Consider the following 17,668-nt stretch of genomic DNA (forward strand, 5'->3'; position numbering starts at 1 on the left):
ATCAGAGGGCGGCGTCGTTACGCTTGAACACCAGCGCCTTGAGACCACATTCCTTGTCGGTGTCGGGGAATTCCGGTGGATTGGCCAGGCGCTGCTCGAAGATCATCCCCGGCGCTTCGCGCGTGACGCCCTCGATGAGGAAATCCGAACCGGTGGCCGGGTCGTTGCTGCACGCCAGGACCGTGCCCTGCTCGGTGAGCAGTTCCGGTAAACGGCGCAGCACGCGCTGGTAATCCTTGGTCAGCAGGAAACTGCCTTTCTGGAACGTGGGTGGGTCGATGATCACCAGCTCGTAGGGACCGTTGTTGATCACCTTGCCCCAGGACTTGAACAAATCGTGGCCCAGGAAACTCACCTGGCTCAGGTCATGGCCGTTCAAGCGATGGTTGTCGCGCCCCCGGCTCAGGGCCGCGCGGGACATGTCCAGGTTGACCACGTGCCGGGCACCGCCGGCAATGGCCGCCACCGAGAAACCGCAGGTGTAGGCAAACAGGTTCAAGACCCGCTTGCCATGAGCATTGGCGCGCACCCAGTCGCGGCCATGACGCATGTCCAGGAACAGGCCGTTGTTCTGTTTCTTGCCCAGGTCGATGCGGTATTGCAGACCACCTTCGGTCAGGGTCCATTCGTCGATGGGCTCGCCCACCAGCCATTGATTGTCGCTTTGCGGCAGGTAACGGTGCTGCACGGCCAGTGTATGGGCCTTGCTCTGTTGCCAGGCGGGCGACGTGGCAAGGGCCAGCAGCGTCGTGAGCAAGTCGTCGAGCTGCGTGGGTTCCGGCTCCTTGAACAGCGAGACCAGCACCACACCTTGCAACCAGTCGACCGTGATCTGCTCCAGGCCCGGCCAGCAGCGCCCACGGCCATGGAACAGACGACGGGTTTCTTCCGGTACCGACGCCAGGGCGGTCAGCAGGTGGGCGTGAAGGGTTTGAAGGGCGACAGGATTCATCAGGCAACGCCAGGGATTCGAAAGGGCGGCATTTTAACCAGCCTTTCAGCGGGCGCAATCGGTGGCGAGGGGATTTAGCCACCGCTGGTAGCCAGAGCGCTCGCAACCTGCTGCGGCTGGCAGTTGAGATAGGCCGAGCGCTTGAGCCAGCTCGGATCCGGGTACCAGGAAAACATGAATTGGCCGCCTTTGAGTTTGTCGATCACTTGGCGTGCCACCTGTGGGCGCACGGCAGGGCAGCCCTGGCTGCGCCCGATGCGGCCCTGGCGCAGGCTCCACAACGGGTTCACATAGTCGGCGGCGTGGATCACGATCGCACGGTCCCGGGCCTGGTCATTGAAACCCGGCTCCAGGCCGTCCATGCGCAGGGAATAACCGTGGGTGCCCTGGTAGCTTTCCTGGGTGCGGAACAGCCCCAGGCTGGACTGATAGCTGCCCTGGCGATTGGAAAACTGCGTGGCGAAATTCTCGCCCGATTTCTGCCCGTGGGCCACGAGATCGCGCAGCACCAGCTTCTTCTGGCGCAAGTCGAAGATCCACAGGCGCCGGGCCGTGGAGGGTTGCGAATAGTCGATGACCGCCAGGTGCCGGGCCTGGGTTGCGCCATTGGCGACGGCGCATTGCATGGCGCTCAAGGCACTTTTGAGTGCCAGGGGATTGAGTTCCGGCGCTGCCTGGGAGAGGCTGTTGTAAAGGGTGGGCGACTTCGCCTTTTTTTCCGCCAGCGCCGGGCTGCAAATGATGCCCAGGCCCATCATGACCAGGCAGAATCGGCGCAAAAAGCCCGCTACAGGCGAAGATTTTCCAACGTGGTGTTCGTTTGCGGCATCCCGTCCGAGTTCGTGTGTGTGCATCATGATGGCGGGTCGTACCTGTCGCAAAGTTCACCGTCAGCGAGACGGCCATGGAATGGAGTAAAGCAGTTGTTTAAAAAGTCCGCATGTTACCTGAGCCTTTTATTGCTCACGGCGCCATTGGTCGCCACGGCCGAGGACAGCGATCTGACGCCGGTGCAGAACACACTGGCGCAATTGACGGTCGCATGCCCGGGAGTGGCCGTGGGTGTCGACTTTCCGACGATCGTCGACTTGCAGGCGTTCTACGAGCAAAACGCAGGCCAGCAAGTCTGGACGGAAGACGAACGGCGGATGGCGTTGCAGATCCAGTTGCAGCAACTGGCCGACGATGGCCTGGATCCGACGCGCTATGGCCTGCCGGTCCAGGACACGATCCAGGATGCTCATTGCCTCGACATCGCTATAAGCCAGCGCTACTTGCAAGCCTTGCATGACCTGCGTTTCGGCTATCTGCCCCAGGACGGGCTGGAGCCCGTGTGGAAGGCCAACCCGCAGCCCCAGGATCCTCAGGTCGTGGTGCTCGCCATCGCCGTGCCAGGCGTGCAGAACGTGGCTGGCGCCTTTGACCTGGCGCGGCCACGGCTGGACCTGTATCGCAACCTGCGTGCCCTCTATGCCCAGCTCCGACAACAGCCGTTATCCGATTGGCAACCGGTGCCAGGCGGTCCGTTGCTGCAACCGGACAAGCAAGACGCGCGGGTCCCGGCCCTGGCCCAGCGCTTGTTCAACGAAGGTTACCTGAGCACGCCGCTGCCCCCCGTCGACGAGCATTACAGCCCGGAACTGGTGCAAGCGATGAAGAGTTTCCAACTTCATCATTCGCTACAGGCCGATGGCGTGGTGGGGCCATGGACGGTGACTGAGCTGAACATCAGCCCGGCCATGCGCCGCGAGCAATTGCGGATCAACCTGGAGCGCATGCGCTGGCTGGCCCAGGACCTGGAGCCCGACAGCGTGCTGGTCAACGTGGCGGCTGCACAATTGACTGTCTATCAGGGCGGCACGCCGATCTGGCAGACCCGCACCCAGGTCGGGCGCGCGCAACGGCAGACACCGCTGCTCAAGTCCCACGTGACCCGGCTGACGCTCAACCCGACCTGGACCATTCCGCCCACCATCCTGCGGGAAGACAAATTACCCGAGATCCGTCGTGATCCCGAGTTCCTCGAACGGCAAAACCTGCGGATCCTCGACCGTGAGGGGTTGCCGTTGGCTGCCGCGGACATCGATTGGGAGCACCCGGGCAATCTCATGTTGCGCCAGGACCCCGGTCCGAAGAACCCCTTGGGCAAAATGGCGATCCGTTTTCCCAACCCGTTTTCCGTCTACCTGCACGACACTCCCAGCCAGGCACTGTTCAGCAAAGGTCCGCGGGCGTTCAGTTCGGGTTGTGTGCGGATCGAACAGGTGATGCATCTGCGCGACCTGCTGGTCAGTCCGGCCGAACGCGCGCGCACCGATACGTTGCTGGCCAGCGAGCAGACCCATGAATTCCGGCTGGCCCGGCCGGTGCCGATCTTGCTGGGTTACTGGACGGTGCAGGCCGACAGCCAGGGCCAGGCGGTGTACATCCCGGATATCTATGGGCGTGACGCCACGCTGTCTGCCGCCCGGGGGCGGACGCTCTGACGCTCTGAATGGAAGCCTGCGTTCTGGCGTCGACCGTCACGAAAGCATGCGCCCCCCCCTGATTCCATAGCCGAGCCCAGGTGGGCGCTTGCTCGCGATGGTGTCCGCACAATCAGCCTCTTCGAGCCCGACTGGCGTGTTCATGTCCAGCCTGACAACGCTGCACTTTTATGAAGCCGTGGCGGGGCATTCGCACCATCGCAAGGCAGTAGGTGGCGCTGGCGAAACGGGGCTGGCGTAAGTCAGTTCGCGTTGGCTGAGCTGCCGTCTTCGCGCTCGGACCCGCCCCACAGGGGCTTGCGCTGCGAGTGCGAGGCCGTGAACGCCGGGCGGATGCGGTTTGGCACGCTCGCTGCAAGAACCCTGGCAGGCTCACCGCGAACACAGTCGAGTGAGCAGCCCCGTCGGTCAACGAAGATCGAATGCCAGCAGGCCGGGGGACAACGGTAGATCATGGCGCAGTCGCCGGATCGATACCGCACAGAACAGGCAAAGACGCCTGGAACCGCAAGGTTTCAGGCGTCTTTTTTTTGCTTTCAAAATCGTGATGGGCTTTTTGTCGGGTGCTTTTATGAATTCCAACGTTGCGTCTCTGAACAAGCTGCAAACGCTGATCGTGATCGGCAATGGCATGGTCGGCCATCACTGCGTCGAGCAACTGATCGAACGCGGCGCGCTCGATCATTACCGCGTGCATGTGTTCAGCGAAGAGTCGATGCGGGCCTATGACCGCGTGCATCTGTCCGAGTATTTCTCGGGGCGCGATGCCGAGTCCCTGGCCCTGGGCGAAGCGTCGTTGTACCAGACTCCCGGCGTGACGCTGCACTTGGGCGTGCCGGTGCTGGAAATCGACCGCCAGGCGCGTGAAGTCGTGACTGCGCGGGAGCGGATCAGCTACGACAAACTGGTGCTCGCCACCGGTTCCTATCCGTTCGTGCCGCCGATTGAAGGTGCCGAAGGCGATTCGTGCCTGGTCTACCGCACCCTGCAAGACCTGGACGCGATCCGTGCCGCCGCCGGCAACGCCCGGCGTGGCGTGGTGGTCGGTGGCGGCCTGCTGGGTCTGGAGGCGGCCAACGCCCTCAAGACCCTCGGCCTGGAAGCCCATGTCGTGGAATTCGCCCCGCGGTTGATGCCGGTGCAGTTGGACACCCAAGGCGGCCTGGCCCTTAAGGCGCGCATTGAAAAACTGGGCGTCGGCGTGCACCTGTCCAAGGGTACCCAATCCATCAGCGTCGGCGAGCAGCACCGTTATCGGATGAATTTCGGCGACGAAGACTTTCTGGAAACGGACCTCATCGTGTTTTCCGCCGGGATTCGCCCCCAGGATGCCCTGGCGCGCCAGAGCGATCTGCAGATCGGTCCGCGCGGTGGCGTGGTGATCGATGATCATTGCCAAACCAGCGATCCAGACATTTATGCGATCGGCGAGTGCGCCGCCTGGAACGGCAGCATCTTCGGCCTGGTCGCCCCGGGCTACCAGATGGCCCGCAACGTCGCCGCCCGCTTGTGTGGACAGAACGCTGAAGCCTTCAGCGGCGCCGACATGTCGACCAAGCTCAAGTTGCTCGGCGTGGACGTCGGCTCCATCGGCGATGCCCACGGCAACACCCCGGGTTCGCGCAGCTTCCAGTTCATCGACGAAACCAGCGCCAGCTACCGGCGACTGGTGGTGGACGCCGACGGCAAGCGCGTGATCGGCGCGGTGCTGGTGGGCGACAACAGCTACTACGACACCTTGCTGCAATATATGCAGAACGCCATCGCCTTGCCCAAGGACGCGGCCAGCCTGATCCTGCCGTCGTCCGAAGGCGCCCCGACCCTGGGACCGGCGGCACTGCCCGATGCCGCAACCATTTGCTCGTGCCACAACGTCACCAAAGGTTCGATCTGCTCGGCCATCGACGGTGGCTGCACCGATCTGGGTCAGCTCAAGTGCGACACCAAGGCCGGCACCGGTTGCGGGGGATGCGCGGCCCTGGTCAAGCAAGTGTTCGAACACGAACTGGTGGCCCGTGGCGTCAGTGTCGACAAGAGCCTGTGCGAGCACTTCGCCTACACCCGCCAGGAGCTGTATGCCTTGGTGCGCGTGGAGGGCATCATCAGTTTCGAAGAGTTGCTGGCCAAACACGGTCGTGGCCACACTGGTTGCGACCTGTGCAAACCGGCGGTGGGTTCGATCCTGGCGTCGTGCTGGAACCAACCGATCATGGACCCGTCCCTGGTGCCGTTGCAGGACACCAACGACACCTTCATGGCGAACATGCAGAAGAACGGCACCTATTCGGTGGTGCCACGGATTGCCGGTGGGGAAATCACCGCCGACAAACTGATCGCCATCGGCGTGGTCGCCAAGAAATACGACCTGTACACCAAGATCACCGGCGGCCAGCGCATCGACCTGTTCGGTGCCCAGTTGCACCAGTTGCCGGACATCTGGGGCGAGCTGATCGAAGCCGGCTTCGAAACCGGCCATGCCTACGGCAAATCCACCCGCACGGTGAAATCCTGCGTGGGCAGCACCTGGTGCCGCTACGGCGTGCAGGACAGCGTGCAAATGGCGCTGACTCTTGAGGACCGCTACAAAGGCCTGCGCTCGCCACACAAACTCAAGTTCGCGGTCTCCGGTTGCACCCGTGAGTGCGCCGAGGCCCAGAGCAAGGACGTCGGCGTGATCGCCACCGAGAAGGGCTGGAACCTCTACGTGGCGGGTAATGGTGGCATGCGCCCGCGTCACGCCGAGCTGTTTGCCACCGACCTGGACGACGCCACGCTGATCCGCTACATCGACCGCTTCCTGATGTTCTACATCCGCACCGCCGACAAATTGCAGCGCACCTCGGTCTGGCGCGAAAGCCTGGAGGGCGGCCTGGACTACCTCAAGGATGTGATCATCCACGACAGCCTGGGGCTGGGGGCCGAGCTCGAAGCGCAGATGCAGCTGGTGGTCGACCGCTACGAATGCGAATGGGCCAACGCCCTCAAGGATCCGGAAAAACTCAAGCGTTTCCGTACCTTCGTCAATGATGGCCGTGGCGACCCGGATGTTCATTTCGTCCGGGAGCGCGGCCAGCGCCGGCCGGTTCACGCCGGCGAACTTCACCTGATTCCCGTCACCGAGGAGGTGCTTTGATGAGCCAGTCAAACGTCGTTCGTATCACTCGCGAATTCGCCCAGGAACCGTTGCAATGGCGCGCCCTGTGCAACCGCGAGGACCTGGTGCCCAACTCCGGCGTCGTCGCCTGGCATGACGGCAGCCAAGTGGCCTTGCTGTACCTGCCCGAGCAGCAGGACAAGCCGCTGTACGCCATCGACAACCGCGATCCGAAATCGGGGGCGAATGTCATCGGCCGCGGCCTGTTGGGCAGCATCAAGGGCGACCTGGTGATCGCCTCGCCGATGTACAAGCAGCATTTCCGCCTGGAAGACGGCCATTGCCTGGAATACCCGGAGCAACGCCTGCGGGTCTGGCCGGTACGCTTGAACGGTGATGTGGTGGAGATTGGTGAAAGCTGATCGCCCAATGCAAGTGTGGTGGGGGAGCTAGCTCCCCGCCACAAAGGCAATTACAAGCACGCCATTATTTCAAACCGGGGATTTGCCATGAAAACCGCCGCTCAACTGGTGAAACTCAAAAGTGTGCTGCACCAGCAGGTCCACAGCATCGCGCCGGAGCAGACCGTACTCGAAGCGTTGCAGATCATGGCCGAGAAGAATGTCGGTGCCTTGCCGGTGATCGAGGACGGGCAGGTGGTGGGGGTGTTCAGCGAGCGTGACTATGCTCGCAAGATGGTCCTGCACGGGCGTTCATCCGTGGGCACCCCGGTGCGCACCATCATGAGCACGCCGGTGATCACCGCCGACAGCCAGCAGAGCATCGAACGCTGCATGGAGGTCATGACCGACAGCCACTTGCGGCACCTGCCGGTGTTGGATAACGGCCAGTTGATCGGCTTGTTGTCGATTGGTGACTTGGTCAAGCAAGCCATTGTTGAACAGGCAGACCTGATTCGGCAGTTGGAACATTACATTCGCGGGCACTGAGCGCGCGTTCCCGCTAGCGAGGGTCGACCGTGGGCCGGTGCTGTCTTAGCAGCTCGATCTGCTGGGACGGGACCAGCGCTTGCAACGCCTTGTAGAGTGCCCGGGTTTCCAGCAGGTTCCAGATGCGCAGCATGGTTTCCAGTGCGTCCAGAGGTTTGCTGATGAAATCCCTGGCGCCGAGGGCGAGGGCGCGCAGGCGGGTGTCGCGGGTCGCGTCGGCGGTGAGCACCAGGATCGGCAGGTAGTCGTTGGGCGGGATGCGTCGGTTGAGTTGCTCCAGCACGGCGAAGCCGTCGAACGCCGGCATGTGCAGATCGAGGATGACCAGGTCCGGTTCGAAGCTGTTGAACAGGTCGAGGGTGCGCAGCGGCTCGGTGCTGCTGAGCACGTTGTGCAAGCCCTCCCGGGCCAGCAGTTGCTCCATCAGGTCCAGGTTGGGACGCTGGTCGTCGACGATCAGGATGCGTAAGTCGTGATTCATGCGGGCTCCGGCAAATAGTGTTCAAGGTGGCCCAGGAAAGCCTGGATATGAATAGGCTTGGTCAGGATCGCCGTGGCGCCGGCATCGTACAGGGCGCGGTGTGTCAGGTCGCTGGCATCGGCCGTGATCATCAGCACGGGCGTCGATGCAGTGACCGTGCATTGACGCAGGCGGCGCAGGACCTCCAGGCCTTCCAGGTCCGGCAGGCTGACATCCAGCAAGACCAGTTGCGGGCCGTGCTGGCGAGCCAGGTCCAGGCCCATCTGGCCTTGCATGCTCGACAGCAACTGAATGCCGGGGCGGCGTTGCAGCAAGGTTTCGATCAGCGCAAGGCTCGACAAGTTGTCTTCGATGCACAGGACTTTGCCGTGATATTCGACGGGCGGGCGCGGTTGTGCCAGGGCCGTGATGGCAGGCAGGTGCGTGTCGCTCACCTGGGCCGCGGGCAATTGCAGGGTGAAGCAGCAACCTTGTCCCGGCTCGCTGCGCACCTGGAGGGTGCCTTGCATCATCTCCAGCAAGCTCTTGCTCAGGGACAGGCCCAGGCCGGTGCCTTCGACTTCGGGATCGGCCCCGAGCCGTTCGAAAGGCTTGAACAACCGCTCCAACTGTTCGAGGGCGATGCCCTGGCCGGTGTCGCTCACGGCGATGCTCACCCGCTGGCCTTGGGCGGTCACGGCAACGCGGACTTCGCCGCCGGGCCGGTTGTACTTGATGGCATTGGACAGCAAGTTGAGCAATACCTGCACCAGGCGTTGACGATCGGCAAGCACACCGTTGCCATCGGGTAATGTCGGCAGTCCCGCGAGGTGAATCCCGGCGTCGGCGGCCATGGGCGAAACCAGGGTCAAGGCCTCGTGCAATACGCTCGCGAGGGCGATCGGCTCGATGTTCAGCGGCAGGCGACCGGCCTCGATCCGGGCGATGTCCAACACCTCGTTGATCAACGCCAGCAAATGCTGGCCGGCCCTGAGAATGTGACTGACCTGGGGACGCTGGCCCGCCGTGGAGTCCATGTCCAGCAGTTGGGCAAAGCCGAGGATGGCGTTCAATGGGGTGCGCAATTCGTGGCTCATGCGCGAGAGAAATTCACTCTTGGCCCGGCTGGCGCTTTCCGCTTCTTCGCGGGCCGTGCTCAGGGCGATTTCGGCGGCGCGCCGGTCGGTGATGTCGCGGGTGATCTTGGAAAATCCGCGCAAGGCCCCGGTGCTGTCGTACTGCGCGGTGATGACCACGCTGGCCCAGAAGCGGCTGCCGTTTTTGCGACAACGCCAGCCTTCTTCCATGTAATGACCGTCGCGGGTGGCTTCGCGCAGCGCCATGTCCGGGTGCGCGGGGCATTCTTCGGGCAGGTAGAACAGGGAGAAATGCTGGCCGAGGATTTCCTGTTCGGTGTAGCCCTTGATGCGTTCGGCGCCGACGTTCCAGGTGGTCACGTAGCCCTTGGCATCCAGGGCGAAGATTCCGTAGTCCTTCACGCCGTCGATGATCAGCCGCAAGCGCTCCTCGTTGTCGCGCAGGGCGCGTTCGCGCTCGGCAAGCAACTGCCCGGCCTCCACCAGGCGGGTGCCGAGTTGGCCGATCTCATCCTGCTCCGGTGGTTGCGGCAGCAAGGGTTGGCCCAGGGCCAGGCGCTGCGCATTGCCTTGCACCTGTTGCACCCGGGCGACGATGCCTTTGGACAGGAACAGCACCGCGACAACGGCGCCCAGCAACCCGCACACCGCCGCCAGCAAGGTGGCGAACAACAAGCGCATGCGCGTGGCCGAGGCGGCGGCGCTGCGTTCGGCCAGCAAGCCATCCTCGCGGATGCGCATGGCGCTGATCTGCTCGCGCAGCACGTCCAGCACCTGTTTGTTTTCGATCAGGATCCGGGTGATGGCCTCGTGGTCGTCGGGCCTGCCGTTGCGCAGCGCGAGCAAGCCGTCGAGCTTGTCGGCGATCAACGGGGTGATGGTCTTGAGGTGCTCGCGCATCCGGGCGTCGCGAATGTTATGGTCCAGCCGTTGCAACGCCGCTTGGATCAGGGGCGTGGCTTGTTCGTAGCTGGGCAGGAAGTCCTCGCGCCGGGTCAACAGGTAACCGCGCACACTGGCCGCCGCCTCGGCCAGCAGGGTGTGCACTGTCTGGATATCACCCTGGACCAGCAGGACCCGGCGCACGTCTTCTTCGGCGCGGGCGGTCTGGCGTTCGGTGATGTAGATCAGTACCAGCGACAGCAGCAGGACCACCAGTGGCAGGGAAATCACTACCAGTGCTTTGCCCCGCAGGGGCAGGTCGGCCCAACGGCGGGCAGCCAGGAACCTCATGGCCATTGCCCCGCCGGTTGCGCCACCAGGCCCAGGGCAACGCCACGGACCGCCGCCTGGGTCCGGTCGGCGGCGCCCAGCTTGCCGATCACCCGCTCGACATGGGCCTTGGCGGTGCCAGGGGCAATGCCGAGTTTTTCGCCGATTTCACGGTTGCTGAAGCCTCCGGCCACCAATCCCAGTACCTGGCGTTCGCGGCTGGTCAGGGCTTGGACCGGCGTCGCGCCCCCGGCCCCGCGCTCGGCCATGCGGCGCAGCAAGCGAGCGCTGACCGAGCTGTTCAACGCCTCTTCACCCAGGGCGACCCGCCTGAGTGCGTCGAGTACTTCATCGCGGCTGGCATCCTTGAGCAGATAACCGACCGCTCCCGCGCCAATGGCGGCTTCCAGGTGATCGGGGCTGTCGTCCATGGTGAAGATCACCACTTTGATCCCGGGCTGGCGCTGTTGCAGGATGCGCGCCGCGCCCAGGCCATTGAGCACCGGCATGCGAATGTCGAGGATTGCGATGTCTGGCCGCAAGCGCTCGCACAGCTCGAGTGCCTCCTGGCCATCGCGGGCCTGCCCGACGACTTCGAACTCCGGATTGCCGGCGAGCATACTGACGAACCCGGCGCGGGTGACTTCGTGGTCATCGGCCAGCAGTAAGCGTAGAGGCGCGGTCATGGGTGGACTCCGTGGGTCGACAGGGGCACGCGGGCGAGCAAACGGGTGCCGATGCCAGGCTCGCTGACGCAGGAAAAATGACCGCCCAGCAGGCTGGCACGTTCCTGCATCGCCGCCAGTCCCAGATGGTAGGTGCCGTTGCGCTCGATGGGTGTTTCCAGGATAAAACCCCGGCCATTGTCCTCGACCCGTAGCGAGGCTTGTTCGTCGTCCACGCTCAGGCCCAGGTGGATGTGTCGGGCCCGGGCATGCTTGAGAATGTTGTTGATGCCCTCCTGGGCGATGCGGAACAGGGCGATCTCGACGTTCCCCGGCAGGCGGGCGGCGCTGTGTTCGGACCAGTCCACCGCCAGGCCTGCCTCGCGCAAGCGATCGGCCTCCTTATCGACGGCCTTGTACAAGCCAAAATCATCCAGCACGTGGGGACGCAGGCCGCCGATCAATCGCCGGCCCTCACCGACGCAGCCCTGGGCCAGGTCGAGGATGGCACTCAACTGATCGGCCATCTCCACCGGCAGCGCCGGACACCGGCCGGCGAATCCTTGCAGGCGTTGATGCAGGCCGGCGAGATTTTGCGCCAGACCGTCATGCAGGTCGTAGGCCACGCGCTTGCGTTCGTCTTCCTGGGCGCTGAACAAGCGGTGGACCAGCTCGGACATGGTCCGCTCGCGGGCCTGGAGCGCTTCGAGCAGGCGGCTGTTCTCCAGGTGTGTCGCCAACAGGGTCGCCAGCAATTGCAGCGATTCGAGGTCTTCGTTGTCCGGGGGGGCCAGGGCTACGCTGTTGCCCAGCATCAGGGCGCCGAACACCACACCATCGGAGGTGCGCAGCGGCACGCGCAGGACCTGGGGCAGGGCGCTGCCGGGATATTCCAGCCATTGCGCAGCGAGCGACGGTGGCTGCGCCAGGCCGGCAAGCAGGTCGAGCCGTTCGCTGCTGCCGTGGCTGGCGAGGGTGCGCAATGGGGTGTCTGGCGTCCACTCCAACAACAGGCCGTGGTCCATGGCCATGAAGGCACATGCACGCTGCACCACGCTCTGGCGCATCTGCGCCAAGGGCAGCCGGGTCAGCTCATCGCCGGTGCCCAGCAGCAGGCCCAGGCGCGCTGCGCGATTCTGTGACTGGCGGTACTGGGTGCGTATGGCCAGCGCGCTGCCAGGGTCATGAGGTGGGCTTTGCATGGGAACTCCAGCGTGAAAGGGAAGCGGTCCGGTAATCGGCGAACCCATTAGACTCCGCCATCGACATCGGGCCTATCTGCCGATCGGCATAGGTAATGTGCACCGGTTGGCCGATGGCGCGGGCCGCGTGGGCCGGCAAAGTACAGGCATTGAAACCCAAAGGAACGCTTCGATGAAAATGAAAACCTGTGCCATGGCTGCTTTTTTTCTGCTGGCCGCTCCGTTTGCCCATGCCGCTGACGTCACACCTTACGTGTATCGCACCGTGGCCGAACAGCCCAGCAACGTGAAGGACCGGGAAATCGCCGGCCTGTTCGATCGCTGGAACGCCACCCTGCAAACAGGCAGCGCCAAAGCCGTGACGGCGCTCTATGCCCCGGATGCGATTTTGCAACCGACCGTGTCCAACAAAGTACGTAGTACGCCGGCGCAGATCCAGGATTACTTCGAGCATTTCCTGGCAGGCAAGCCGGTCGGTCAGATCAACTACCGGGAGATCCGTCACCTGGGGCCCGACGCGGCAATGGACAGCGGGGTCTACACCTTCACCCTGACCAATGCCGATGGGTCCAAACGCGACGTCCAGGCGCGCTACACCTTCCTCTACGAGCGTCTCGACGGGCAGTGGAAGATCATCAACCATCACTCCTCGGCCATGCCCGAGGCGGCGAAGACGCTGCACGCCAGCAAATGACAATGGGCTTGCCGTCGGCGTCTGGCGTACACCATCCCCTGTAGAAGGGGGTTCCGGAGCTGGGCTGCGCGGCAGTCCAGCTTCATCTTTTTCAGGATTTACCTATTCCGCTGCACAAAGCGCTTGGATTAGCCCACAAGCATTAATTAGAATCAGTCTCATTTGAGACATTCCTTGCGCAAGGCTTCTTGACATGTTTGACGCAGCGACGCCGAACGAGCACTCCCTACATGCGTTATACCGTGACCACGGCAGTTGGCTGGAAGGCTGGTTGCGGCGGCGCATGGGCAATGCCTGGGATGCGGCGGACTTGCGCCAGGACACCTTCCTGAGGGTGCTGGCCAGCGCCCAGATGCCGGCCGAGCTGCATGAGCCTCGCGCCTATCTGCTGACGATCGGCAAGCGCCTGCTGAGCAACTTCCATACCCGTCGCAACGTCGAGCAAGCCTATCTCGATGCCCTGGCGAGCCTGCCAGAAGCCTGCGTGCCGTCGCCGGAGGAGCGCTGGTTGTTGCTGGAAACCCTGCAAGCCCTGGACGAACTGCTCGATGGCCTGCCGCCCGTGGTGCGGCGGGCCTTTTTATGGAGCCAGCTCGAAGGCCTGGGCTACCGGGAGATTGCCGAGCGTCTGCAGGTGTCCGAGCGCACCGTCAAGCGCTACATGGCCCAAGCCTATGAACACTGCCTGCTGGTGGACTTTTGATTCGCCCGGCTCCATCGCCTGAGGCCCGGGAAGTCGCCAGGGCAGCGGCCCGCTGGCTGGCGATGATGGAGTGCCACGGGGACGACTTCGACGGCGCAGCGCTGCAGAGTTGGCGGGACAGCAATGCCCTGCATGAAGCCGCCTGGCAAAAGGCCCAGCGCTTGCGTCAACGGTTCGCCGCTGTCCCGGCGTCCTTGGGCATGGCGACTCTGGACCGCCCGGCAATGAGCCGGCGCGCCGCGCTCAAGCGTGCATTGGGAGTCGCTGCGCTGCTGCCAACCGCCTGGTGGCTGGGGCGAGAGCTGCCGCTGGAGATCTGGCGCGCCGACCTGCGCACCGCCACGGGGGAACAGCGACGGTGGTCGCTGGCCGATGGCAATTCGTTGCAACTGAACACCGACAGCGCGTTGGACCTGGATCCCAAGGCGCGGCGCCTGGTACTGCTGCGCGGTGAAATGGCCCTCAAGGTCACAGGCACTGCACCGCTGGTCATCGAGGCCCCTTATGGGCTCATTACAGTCAGTCGTGGCGAAGTCTGCGTGCGCCTGCATGAGCGTGATTGCCGGGTGTCGGTGGCCAGCGGCGCGGTGCAGTTGCAACCCCTGCAAGGACCGTCGCTGACACTGGAGGAGGGCGAGCAAGTCACCTTCCAGGCTTCAGGCACGGGGCCGGTGGGCACTTTCGATGTGGCACAGCTGGGTTGGCGCGACGGCGTGCTGGTGGCGCAAAACCAGCCTCTTGGCGTTTTCCTGCGTGAACTGGGCCGTTATCGCCCTGGCGTGTTGCGCTGGGAGCAGGCCCTGGAAACGTTGCGGGTGACAGGCAGCTTTCGCCTGGAAAACACCGATCGGATCCTCGCGCTGCTCTCTGCCAGCTTGCCGCTGGACGTACAAACCCGCACCCGTTATTGGGTCACCCTTACGCTTCGCAAAAAGATTGCCTGAAGCCTGTCCCCTTTTTTTGTCTCGCTTGTCATTCAAGGCAACTGAACAAAAAATGCGAGCTATCTGCAATGTCGACAGTAGTCCCTCTGCGTTTGCGCCCGGCCCAGGCCGGATGGCGTCCGCTGCTGAACCTGAGTCTCCTGCTGAGCCTGAGCGCCGGCCCCTTTTTCATCTCGTCCAGCTTTGCCGAGGAAACTGTCCGGCGCAGCTACCAGGTGCCAGCCGGCAGCCTGAGCGCGGCGCTGACCCGCTTTGCGGGGCTGGCGGGCGTCAACCTGTCGGTGGACCCAGCCCTGGTGAGCGGTCGCAACAGCGCCGGGCTGTCCGGCGAGTATGGCGTGGAGGAGGGCTTTGCCCGGCTGTTGCAGGGTTCGGGCCTGCAGTTGCAGCCCGTGGGCGAACAGGCCTACATGCTGACCCCGGCACCCGAAGGCACCAGCCTGCAACTGGCCTCCACTTCGATTTATGGCTCCGCGAACGAGACACAGGGCGAGGCTTATGCCGGCGGCCAGGTTGCCCGTCGTGGTTCGCAAGGCTTGCTGGGGTCGCGGGATTTCATGGAAACGCCGTTCAGCATGACCACCTATACCAGCGAGACGGTCAAGAACCAGCAGGCCCGTACCCTCGGCGACTTGATCGCCAGCGACCCTTCCGTGCGTTCCACCAACCCGGCGGGCGGGCGTTATGAGCAGTTCACCATCCGTGGCTTCAGCCTGTTCAACAGTGACGTTTCCTATAACGGTCTGTACGGTGTGCTGCCAACCTATACGATCGACATGGAAATGGCCGATCGGGTCGACATCCTCAAGGGGCCGAGCCAACTGATCAATGGTATTTCGCCACGGGGCAGCGTGGGGGGCGGGATCAACGTGGTGCCCAAGCGTGCCACCGACAAGCCCATCACCTCGTTCACTGGCAGCTATGCCTCGGAGAACCAGATCGGCGGTGCCGTGGACGTGGGCCGGCGCTTTGGTGAGGACAACAAGTTCGGCATTCGCTTCAATGGCGTGAAGCAGTCTGGCGATACCGAATGGGACCACCAGAGCGTGGACCGCGAGATGGCCGTGCTGGGCCTGGATTTCCGCGGCGAACGCCTGCGGTTGTCAACGGATATTGGTCGCACCGAGCGCGATACCGATGCGCCGCAGGAGCGGGTGCAGGTTGCCGCCGCCGCGCCGGTTCCCCATGCCAGTGATGTGCGTCGCAACTATGCGCAATCGTGGAGCAAGGCGCGCACCAAGGACACGTTTGGAGCGGTGAATGCCGAGTACGACGTAAGCGACTCGGTCATGCTGTACGGCGGTGTCGGGGCGCGTGAAAGTAACCACGAGTTCCTCCGCCATGCTGTTTCGGTGCTCAATGCGGCCGGTGATTTTCGTGTCCAGCCCCGTGACTTCACCCGGGATGAAAGTGTCCGGACAGCCAACGTGGGGGTGCGCAACTGGTTCCACACCGGCCCGGTGAGCCATGAGGTCAACCTGGCCGCCAGCTATTTCTACATGGACTTTACCAACGGCGGCGCCCGCTACGGACAGACCAACAGCAACCTGTATAACCCGGTGCAAACGCCGACTCCGAGTGTCATCGTGCGTCCCGACCCTAAGGTCTACACCGAGAACCACTTCAGCGGCGTGGCGTTGTCGGACACCTTGGGCTTTTTCGAAGACCGCCTTCTGCTGACCCTGGGCGCTCGCTGGCAGCGGGTGGAGGTTGACGACTGGTCGGACGGCGTCAAAGGCCGTACCGCCTACGATGAGGAAAAAGTCTCGCCGTCGGGCGGCATCCTGTTCAAGGCCACCGACAAACTGTCGCTGTATGCCAACTACATGGAAGGCCTGAGCCAGGGCAAGATCGCGCCGTCGACCTCGATCAACGAGGATGAGATTTTCCCCCCGTTCATCAGCCGCCAGGTCGAGCTCGGTGCCAAGTACGATGCCGGTCCGTTCGCCGTGACCGCCGCGGTGTTCCGTATCAAGCAACCGGCCTACGCAACCGACACCACGACCCTCGTCTTCGGTCCGAACGGCAAGCGCGAGAACACCGGGGTGGAGCTGAGCGTGTTCGGTGAACCCGTGAAGGGCACCCGCCTGCTTGGCGGTGTGATGTATATCGACAGCGAACTGACCGACACCACCGGCGGCACGTTCGACGGCAACCGGGCACCTGCGACACCGAAATACAACGTCAACCTGGGTGCCGAGTGGGACGTGCCGACTGTCCAGGGCCTGACCCTGACCAGTCGCGGCATCTATTCCAGCGCGCAGTACCTGGACCAGGCCAACACCAAGGAAATCGATTCCTGGGTGCGCATGGACGTGGGGGCACGCTACGGTTTCAAGGTCGATGAAAAGAACATCACCCTGCGGGCCAACGTCGAGAACGTGGCGGACAAACGCTATTGGAGTTCGGCCGGCGCCTCGGATGACAGTGAGCCGGGCCTGACCCTGTCGACGCCGCGTACCTACGTACTATCGGCCACTGTGGATTTCTAAGAAAAGATGCTTAGCCCGAGCACCCCCAACCAACGGGCTGACCGTCAGGCGTCGCGAAACAGGTCGTGAGCGTCCAGCAGTCGCCAGGCGATTTCGGGGCGCTTTTCCAACCCGCGCCGGATCGCCGCCGGGATCGACTGGCGGATCTTGCGACACAGGCCGGGTTGTTCCTGGAACTCGATGGCGATGCCGCGCATGGTGCGGACCTCGTTGTAGCCGGGTTCGATGGTCACGCGGATCCCCAGGTTCTCGAGCATTCGCTGCTGCAAACGCTCCAGCTCATCGAGGCTCTGGATGTTCTCCAGCCGTTCGAGCAGGCGTTTTTCTTCCTGGCGGTTCAGGCAGAGGATGCGCAGGTCGCTGCCAGGCGCCTGCAACAACGCGTCGCGCCCGCAATCACAAACGCCGGGCGGGCAGGGGGGGCGAATCGGAATCGACGCAGTCATAAGCTCCACAACGTCTGCAACACAACGAACGGCCTCGTGCAAATGGGCGCTCATGCAATGTGATGCCTGGCGACCCGGCGGTCAACCCTCGCCATGGGCCGCCGGTCTATCACCGTCGATCGAAGCCACTGTCAGGGTGCCCTCGACCTCCAGCAACGACACGGCCGCTGAGCCGGTGCCCCCGGTCGAGCACATAGATGCTGTAGATCTGGGTCAGCACTGTTTTTCCTATGAGCAGAGCTTGGCCCCACAGACACAAATCGACGTTTCA

The 17,668-nt window shown here is 63.5% G+C and carries 15 protein-coding genes; 8 read left to right on the top strand and 7 right to left on the bottom strand.

Going from position 1 to position 17,668, the window contains the following annotated elements:
- Position 1: 1 nt before the first annotated feature.
- Together N4Q37_RS13655 and N4Q37_RS13660 are read right to left on the bottom strand one after the other, a co-directional pair.
- The gene (locus N4Q37_RS13655) at positions 2-952 is read right to left on the bottom strand and encodes a class I SAM-dependent methyltransferase (RefSeq protein ID WP_260958528.1); all 951 of its coding nucleotides are present in this window, start codon (positions 950-952) and stop codon (positions 2-4) included.
- Between the two features lie 74 nt (positions 953-1,026).
- A complete protein-coding gene (locus tag N4Q37_RS13660) occupies positions 1,027-1,710 on the bottom strand; it encodes a murein L,D-transpeptidase catalytic domain family protein (RefSeq protein ID WP_260958620.1) in 684 nt (227 codons plus the stop codon).
- Positions 1,711-1,875: 165 nt separating this feature from the next.
- On the opposite strand from N4Q37_RS13660, the gene N4Q37_RS13665 reads away from it, so the two are divergent.
- The 4 genes from N4Q37_RS13665 to N4Q37_RS13680 all read left to right on the top strand — a co-directional run bounded on the left by N4Q37_RS13665 (position 1,876) and on the right by N4Q37_RS13680 (position 7,482).
- The gene (locus N4Q37_RS13665; protein ID WP_260958529.1) at positions 1,876-3,438 is read left to right on the top strand and encodes a L,D-transpeptidase family protein; all 1,563 of its coding nucleotides are present in this window, start codon (positions 1,876-1,878) and stop codon (positions 3,436-3,438) included.
- 571 nt (positions 3,439-4,009) lie between these two features.
- On the top strand, positions 4,010-6,571 hold the full coding sequence (gene nirB, locus N4Q37_RS13670; RefSeq protein ID WP_260958530.1) for a nitrite reductase large subunit NirB: 2,562 nt from the start codon (positions 4,010-4,012) through the stop codon (positions 6,569-6,571).
- Positions 6,571-6,954, top strand: coding sequence for a nitrite reductase small subunit NirD (nirD, locus tag N4Q37_RS13675; RefSeq protein ID WP_260958531.1), 384 nt, complete (start codon positions 6,571-6,573; stop codon positions 6,952-6,954). The genes nirB and nirD overlap by 1 nt, the downstream gene beginning before the upstream one ends.
- 87 nt (positions 6,955-7,041) lie before the next feature.
- On the top strand, positions 7,042-7,482 hold the full coding sequence (locus N4Q37_RS13680) for a CBS domain-containing protein (RefSeq protein ID WP_042728115.1): 441 nt from the start codon (positions 7,042-7,044) through the stop codon (positions 7,480-7,482).
- Between the two features lie 13 nt (positions 7,483-7,495).
- Here N4Q37_RS13680 and N4Q37_RS13685 read toward each other — a convergent pair whose 3' ends face one another.
- The 4 genes from N4Q37_RS13685 to N4Q37_RS13700 are packed head-to-tail and all read right to left on the bottom strand — an operon-like array spanning position 7,496 to position 12,118.
- Entirely contained in the window at positions 7,496-7,963 is a 468-nt protein-coding gene (locus N4Q37_RS13685) for a response regulator (protein WP_260958532.1), read from the bottom strand.
- On the bottom strand, positions 7,960-10,272 hold the full coding sequence (locus N4Q37_RS13690) for an ATP-binding protein (protein ID WP_260958621.1): 2,313 nt from the start codon (positions 10,270-10,272) through the stop codon (positions 7,960-7,962). Before N4Q37_RS13690 ends, N4Q37_RS13685 begins: the two co-directional genes overlap by 4 nt.
- On the bottom strand, positions 10,269-10,937 hold the full coding sequence (locus tag N4Q37_RS13695) for a response regulator (protein ID WP_260958533.1): 669 nt from the start codon (positions 10,935-10,937) through the stop codon (positions 10,269-10,271). Before N4Q37_RS13695 ends, N4Q37_RS13690 begins: the two co-directional genes overlap by 4 nt.
- The gene (locus tag N4Q37_RS13700; RefSeq protein WP_260958534.1) at positions 10,934-12,118 is read right to left on the bottom strand and encodes a sensor histidine kinase; all 1,185 of its coding nucleotides are present in this window, start codon (positions 12,116-12,118) and stop codon (positions 10,934-10,936) included. The genes N4Q37_RS13695 and N4Q37_RS13700 overlap by 4 nt, the downstream gene beginning before the upstream one ends.
- A 172-nt stretch (positions 12,119-12,290) precedes the next feature.
- On the opposite strand from N4Q37_RS13700, the gene N4Q37_RS13705 reads away from it, so the two are divergent.
- The 4 genes from N4Q37_RS13705 to N4Q37_RS13720 all read left to right on the top strand — a co-directional run bounded on the left by N4Q37_RS13705 (position 12,291) and on the right by N4Q37_RS13720 (position 16,951).
- On the top strand, positions 12,291-12,812 hold the full coding sequence (locus N4Q37_RS13705; protein ID WP_260958535.1) for an SgcJ/EcaC family oxidoreductase: 522 nt from the start codon (positions 12,291-12,293) through the stop codon (positions 12,810-12,812).
- A 193-nt stretch (positions 12,813-13,005) separates the two neighbouring features.
- On the top strand, positions 13,006-13,515 hold the full coding sequence (locus N4Q37_RS13710) for a sigma-70 family RNA polymerase sigma factor (protein ID WP_260958536.1): 510 nt from the start codon (positions 13,006-13,008) through the stop codon (positions 13,513-13,515).
- Positions 13,515-14,459, top strand: a complete 945-nt coding sequence (locus N4Q37_RS13715) for a FecR domain-containing protein (RefSeq protein ID WP_260958622.1) — start codon at positions 13,515-13,517, stop codon at positions 14,457-14,459. Before N4Q37_RS13710 ends, N4Q37_RS13715 begins: the two co-directional genes overlap by 1 nt.
- Before the next feature lie 68 nt (positions 14,460-14,527).
- Positions 14,528-16,951: a TonB-dependent receptor gene (locus N4Q37_RS13720; protein WP_260958537.1), complete on the top strand. Its 2,424-nt coding sequence runs from the start codon at positions 14,528-14,530 to the stop codon at positions 16,949-16,951.
- Between the two features lie 44 nt (positions 16,952-16,995).
- Here N4Q37_RS13720 and N4Q37_RS13725 read toward each other — a convergent pair whose 3' ends face one another.
- Positions 16,996-17,397, bottom strand: coding sequence for a hypothetical protein (locus tag N4Q37_RS13725; protein WP_260958538.1), 402 nt, complete (start codon positions 17,395-17,397; stop codon positions 16,996-16,998).
- Between the last annotated feature and the right edge of the window lie 271 nt (positions 17,398-17,668).

The organism is Pseudomonas citri, from assembly GCF_025336485.1.
Classification (GTDB): domain Bacteria; phylum Pseudomonadota; class Gammaproteobacteria; order Pseudomonadales; family Pseudomonadaceae; genus Aquipseudomonas; species Aquipseudomonas citri.

Bases quoted from the DNA above. Each gene is read 5' to 3' on its own strand.
- N4Q37_RS13655 (WP_260958528.1), bottom strand. From the start codon at position 952: ATGAATCCTGTCGCCCTTCAAACCCTTCACGCCCACCTGCTGACCGCC.
- N4Q37_RS13660 (WP_260958620.1), bottom strand. From the start codon at position 1,710: ATGATGGGCCTGGGCATCATTTGCAGCCCGGCGCTGGCGGAAAAAAAG.
- nirB (WP_260958530.1), top strand. From the start codon at position 4,010: ATGAATTCCAACGTTGCGTCTCTGAACAAGCTGCAAACGCTGATCGTG.
- nirD (WP_260958531.1), top strand. From the start codon at position 6,571: ATGAGCCAGTCAAACGTCGTTCGTATCACTCGCGAATTCGCCCAGGAA.
- N4Q37_RS13680 (WP_042728115.1), top strand. From the start codon at position 7,042: ATGAAAACCGCCGCTCAACTGGTGAAACTCAAAAGTGTGCTGCACCAG.
- N4Q37_RS13685 (WP_260958532.1), bottom strand. From the start codon at position 7,963: ATGAATCACGACTTACGCATCCTGATCGTCGACGACCAGCGTCCCAAC.
- N4Q37_RS13690 (WP_260958621.1), bottom strand. From the start codon at position 10,272: ATGAGGTTCCTGGCTGCCCGCCGTTGGGCCGACCTGCCCCTGCGGGGC.
- N4Q37_RS13695 (WP_260958533.1), bottom strand. From the start codon at position 10,937: ATGACCGCGCCTCTACGCTTACTGCTGGCCGATGACCACGAAGTCACC.
- N4Q37_RS13700 (WP_260958534.1), bottom strand. From the start codon at position 12,118: ATGCAAAGCCCACCTCATGACCCTGGCAGCGCGCTGGCCATACGCACC.
- N4Q37_RS13705 (WP_260958535.1), top strand. From the start codon at position 12,291: ATGAAAATGAAAACCTGTGCCATGGCTGCTTTTTTTCTGCTGGCCGCT.
- N4Q37_RS13710 (WP_260958536.1), top strand. From the start codon at position 13,006: ATGTTTGACGCAGCGACGCCGAACGAGCACTCCCTACATGCGTTATAC.
- N4Q37_RS13720 (WP_260958537.1), top strand. From the start codon at position 14,528: ATGTCGACAGTAGTCCCTCTGCGTTTGCGCCCGGCCCAGGCCGGATGG.
- N4Q37_RS13725 (WP_260958538.1), bottom strand. From the start codon at position 17,397: ATGACTGCGTCGATTCCGATTCGCCCCCCCTGCCCGCCCGGCGTTTGT.